This is a genomic window from Micromonospora echinofusca, from assembly GCF_017614955.1.
Lineage (GTDB): Bacteria > Actinomycetota > Actinomycetes > Mycobacteriales > Micromonosporaceae > Micromonospora > Micromonospora echinofusca_A.
Map to the genome: position 1 here is coordinate 1 of NZ_WVUH01000472.1, position 4,494 is coordinate 4,494.

Here is a 4,494-nt window from a genome sequence, read left to right on the forward strand (position 1 = left end):
CCCCGTCCCGGTACCGCGGTCGTCGCGCGGCCCTGGCCGCCCTCACCGCGCTGACCGTCGGCACCACCGCCGCCCCGGCCGGCGCAACGCCCCCGACCCGGTCCGCGCCGGCCCGCGCCGCCACCCTCCAGGAGGTGTTGTTCGTCGGCAACAACTGGGCCGGTACGGCGGACGTCGTCCGCTCCCGGGGCGACTACGCCCGGCTGGGTCGGATCAACGTGGTCCCCGACAGGGAACAGCGGCTGTGGGAGATCTATCTCAACCCGATCCGGCTGGCGTTCTACCTCGGCATCCAGCAGGGGCCCGGCGAGGGGCACGACCAACTGGTCGACGACATGTACAGCACCCCGGACGGCACCGCCCTGGTGGTGTCCCGGCCCAGCTTCGCCGACGTGGTCTCGATCGACCTGACCACCGGCCGGCTCCGCTGGCGGTTCCCGGTGTCCGGGTTCCGCTCCGACCACATGGCCGTCTCCCCGGACGGTACCCGGGTCGCGGTCTCCGCCTCGACCTCCAACACGGTGCACGTGCTGGACATCGGCACCGGCGCCCAGGTCGGTTCGTTCCGCACCGGGGACACCCCGCACGAGAACGTCTTCACCAACGGTGGCCGGTACATCTGGAACATGTCCATCGGGGACGTCGAGACCGCGCTCGACGAACCGTGGCTCGACTGGACCAAGGGCGACCGGAAGATCACCATCGCCGACGCACAGACCTTCCAGCAGGTCCGGGTGATCGACATGCGGCCCCGGTTGGACGATGCCGGTCGCAGCGACCTCTCCGACGCGGTCCGGCCGGCGGTCCTCACCCCCGACGAGTCGAAGCTCTACTTCCAGGTCTCGTTCTTCAACGGCTTCGTCGAGTACGACGTCGCCACCGACCGGGTCACCCGGGTCGCCACCCTGCCCAAGGACCCGGACACCAACGAGGACCGCACCACCTGGGTCAACGACTCCCGGCACCACGGCATGTCGATCAGCCCGGACGGCAGCCGGCTCTGCGTGGCGGGCACCATGGACGACTACGCCACCATCGTCGACCGGTCCACGTTGCGCGAAGGGCCGCTCGTCCCGGCGGACAAGCCGTACTGGGCGACGGTCAGTGGCGACGGCCGGGACTGCGTGATCTCCGAGTCCGGCTCGGACCGGGTCACCGCGATCAACTTCGCCACCGGGCAGAAGGTCGCGAGCGTGCCGGTCGGCGACCACCCGCAGCGGGTCCGGATCGGGCACCTGCCGTCCGACTGGGTGCCCCCGACCGCCCGCTGACCTACCGGGTGCCGCCGACCGCCCGCTGACCCGACCGGCCCGGCTGCCGTCGCCCGGCGGCGGGACCGGCCCGGCACGTGAGCAGTCCGCTCACCACTGCCGGGCCGGCCCCGCCGTGCCCAGCGTCAGTCCTCCGCCCGCCAGCGGTAGAACTCCTTGGCCACCGCGTCCTCCGGACCCCGCCAGGTCTCCGGGTTGTACGGGGTGACGAACGGGCGCAGGTCGTCCATGATCTTGGCAAAGGCCGGTTTGGCGTGGCTCTCCCGCATCGCCTCGGCGAACGCTTCGTCGGTGCGTTCCAGCAGGTGCAGGTAGACGTCGTCGTTCGAGTACAACCAGCGGCCGGTGACGCCCAGCTCGATGGGGAGCGGACCGGCGTCGGACTCACCGAACACCCGGGCCACGTCCGGCTCGGCACCGGGCTTGATCCGGGCGACGATCACGGTCAGGTTCTCGCTCGGGGTGTTCGGATCCGGCTCGGGGCTGCCCGGCGGGGTCCAGCTGTAGAACTCGTGGGCGACCGAGTCGGACGGGTTCTTCCAGTTCCTCGGGTACGGCGTCACGTACGGGGCGATGGCCTCGGCGATCTGCTGGAACGCGGGTAGGCCACGGGCCTTGCCCAACGACAGCTTCGGGTCGATGTTGCGCTCGATCACGTGGATGTACAGGTCGTCCAGGGACAGCAGGCGGCGTGCGATGACGCCGAGATCCTGGGGGCGGGTCGTCCGGTCGTAGTAGCCGAAGACCTCACCGACCTTCTCCTCGCTACCCGGGACGATACGGGCGATGATCACGGACCGGTACGTCATGACTGCTCCTCGGGTCGGTCTGGTTACTGGTGGGATGCCGCTCGGGTGGGAACGCCGGCCGGGCGTCCGTCGGTCCGGGCCGGCGAAGCGGTGAACCGGACCGGCAGTTCCAGCAGGCCCCGGAACGGCGACGCGGCCGGCAGCCGGCGCAGTTCGCCGACCGGTACCCCGAACCGCAGCTCCGGCAGCCGCCGTAGCAGCGCCCCGAGGCCGATCCGGGCCTCCATCCGGGCCAGCGAGACGCCCAGGCAGTAGTGCACGCCGTACCCGAAACCGAGGTGCGGGCCGCGCTCCCGGCACAGGTCGAGCCGGTCCGGGTCGGCGAACTGGGCCGGGTCGTGGTTCGCCGCGTTGAGCACGACGCCGACGATCGCGCCCTGCGGGATGCGCACCCCCCGGTACTCGATGTCCTCGGTGGCGATCCTCGGGCTGGCCACCGGCAGCGGCCCGTCGAAGCGCAGCAGTTCCTCGATCGCCGACGGCAGCAGCTCCGGCCGGGCGCGCAGCACGTCGAGCTGGTCGGGATGGGTCAGCAGGGCCACCGTCGCGTTGCCGAGGAAGTCCGCGGTGGTCTGATGCCCGGCGAACAGCAGCAGGAACGTGGTGGTGACGAGTTCGGCCTCGGACAGCTTCCCGGCCTGGTCGCAGTCCTCGATCAGCGCGCTGACCAGGTCGTCGCCCGGGTGGGCCCGCTTGCTCTGCACCAGGTCGGCGAGATAGTGGTACAGCCGGAGCTGGGCCTCCTGCACGGCCGCCCGGTCCTGCTCGGGGCTGCGGCCGGCCGACCCGGACGTGCGGATCACCTGGGTCCAGTCGAGCACCCGGTCGTGGTCGGCCTCGGGAATGCCGAGCAGTTCGGAGATCACCCGCATCGGCAGCGGGATCGCGAAGTCGTGCATCAGCTCGGCCCGGCCGTGCGGGAGGACCCGGTCCAGCAGGTCGTCCACGATCTCCGCCACCCGGGGCCGGAGCGCCTCGATCCGGCGCGGCGAGAACGCCTGCGACACGATCCGGCGCAACCGGGTGTGCTCCGGCGGGTCCGCGTTGAGCATGTTCCGGTTCAGCGCCTCCGAGTTGGGTCCGAAGATCCGCAGGTAGTGCCGGCCGGGACCGTAGAGGTCCTTGGAGAGCCGGGGGTCGGTCAGCGCCGCCCGGGCGTCGTCGAAACCGGTGATCAGGTACGAGTCGAACCGGGGTGAGCTGACCGGGCACACGGGTGTCTCCGCGCGCAGCCGGGCGAAGGTGGGATAGGGGTCCACCGCGAACTCGTCGGTGTAGACCTCGGACGCGCGTACGGCCTGTTCGGTCACCGGGCGCCTCCCGACCCGCTGTCCACGCTGTGCAGTACGTGGTAGGTGTGCCGCTGCGCGGACTCGCGGAGGTCACGGACCACCCGCAGCAGCCGGTCCCGGTGTTCGCTGCGCCCGAAGGCGTCCAGCCGCTCGCGGTCCGCCCAGTCGCTGATGATCAGATAGTTGTGCGGGTCGTCGGCGTCGCGGACCAGGTCCTGGTGCAGGCAGCCGTCCAGGGTCCGGATCTCCTCCGCCACCGAGAGCCACTCCGCCTCGAACTGCTCCGCGCAGCCCTGCCTGGTCCGCATCGCGAGCACCGTGCGTACCCTCGTCACCGGACACCTCCGAACGCCAGATGCGTGGACATTTCCTGATCGGCCACCGCGTGGAAGAGGCGGCGCCGGATGTCGAGCAGGAACGGCGCGATCGGGCCGGCCTCCTGCCGGGCGTGCGCCGGGTCGCCGATCCACCGGAGGAACTCCGCCTCGCTGCGCCACTCGGCGAAGATGTGGTGGACGTCCGAGCCGGGCTCCCGCAGCAGGTTCTCCCGCAGGTACCCGGGCACCCGGGCCATCCGCGCCTTGACCTCGGGGTACCCGCGTTCGAACTCGGCCAGCCGGGCAGCCGGTACGGTCAGCTCGACGTCCACGAAGACCGTCGTGCCCGCGTCACCGGAGTCGCGCATGACCCGGTAGCTCCCGGAGCCGGCCGGTTCGCACAGTGGACGGACAGCGTCGGCGAAGCGGACGGCGAGCGGCCCGTGTTGGTAGTCGCGCAGGGCCGGCCCGTCGGCCCACTCGGTGACGACGATGCGCGCGTACGGATCGTCGACGTCGAGCAGCAGATCCTGCGCGAGGTTGCCGGGCAGTGCGCCGACCTGCCCGGCGACCGCCCGCCAGGCGGACTCCACCGCGTCGGCGCATCCCGGGCGCGCGCGGACACGGAGCATGGTCCTGATCATGGGATCTCCTTCGACGGCCTGCGCGGGGACGTGGGAGCTGCGGCACCGCCGGGACGACCGTGCCGGATGCCACGTCAGCGCGCCGTCACCGGCGCCCCTGGCCGGTGCGGCAGACGGTGACGCCCGCGTGACGATCCCTCCCCTGCGACCCACACCCACCC

The 4,494-nt window shown here is 71.7% G+C and carries 5 protein-coding genes; 1 reads left to right on the plus strand and 4 read right to left on the minus strand.

Translation table 11 applies throughout. The features are described from left to right. The coding region (locus GSF22_RS31130) for a YncE family protein (protein ID WP_307804486.1) at nucleotides 1-1,271 on the plus strand (1,271 nt) is incomplete at its 5' end. Between the two features lie 125 nt (nucleotides 1,272-1,396). Here the strand turns inward: GSF22_RS31130 and GSF22_RS31135 are convergent. The 4 genes from GSF22_RS31135 to GSF22_RS31150 are packed head-to-tail and all read right to left on the minus strand — an operon-like array spanning nucleotide 1,397 to nucleotide 4,333. After that, on the minus strand, nucleotides 1,397-2,080 hold the full coding sequence (locus tag GSF22_RS31135; protein ID WP_208817486.1) for a TcmI family type II polyketide cyclase: 684 nt from the start codon (nucleotides 2,078-2,080) through the stop codon (nucleotides 1,397-1,399). Nucleotides 2,081-2,103: 23 nt separating this feature from the next. Continuing rightward, the gene (locus GSF22_RS31140; protein ID WP_208817487.1) at nucleotides 2,104-3,390 is read right to left on the minus strand and encodes a cytochrome P450 family protein; all 1,287 of its coding nucleotides are present in this window, start codon (nucleotides 3,388-3,390) and stop codon (nucleotides 2,104-2,106) included. Beyond that, nucleotides 3,387-3,707, minus strand: coding sequence for a putative quinol monooxygenase (locus GSF22_RS31145; RefSeq protein WP_208817488.1), 321 nt, complete (start codon nucleotides 3,705-3,707; stop codon nucleotides 3,387-3,389). The genes GSF22_RS31140 and GSF22_RS31145 overlap by 4 nt, the downstream gene beginning before the upstream one ends. Then, the gene (locus GSF22_RS31150; protein ID WP_208817489.1) at nucleotides 3,704-4,333 is read right to left on the minus strand and encodes an antibiotic biosynthesis monooxygenase family protein; all 630 of its coding nucleotides are present in this window, start codon (nucleotides 4,331-4,333) and stop codon (nucleotides 3,704-3,706) included. Before GSF22_RS31150 ends, GSF22_RS31145 begins: the two co-directional genes overlap by 4 nt. Nucleotides 4,334-4,494 lie beyond the last annotated feature (161 nt).

Coding starts and splice junctions, on each gene's coding strand:
- GSF22_RS31135 (WP_208817486.1), bottom strand. CDS start 2,080: ATGACGTACCGGTCCGTGATCATCGCCCGTATCGTCCCGGGTAGCGAG.
- GSF22_RS31150 (WP_208817489.1), bottom strand. CDS start 4,333: ATGATCAGGACCATGCTCCGTGTCCGCGCGCGCCCGGGATGCGCCGAC.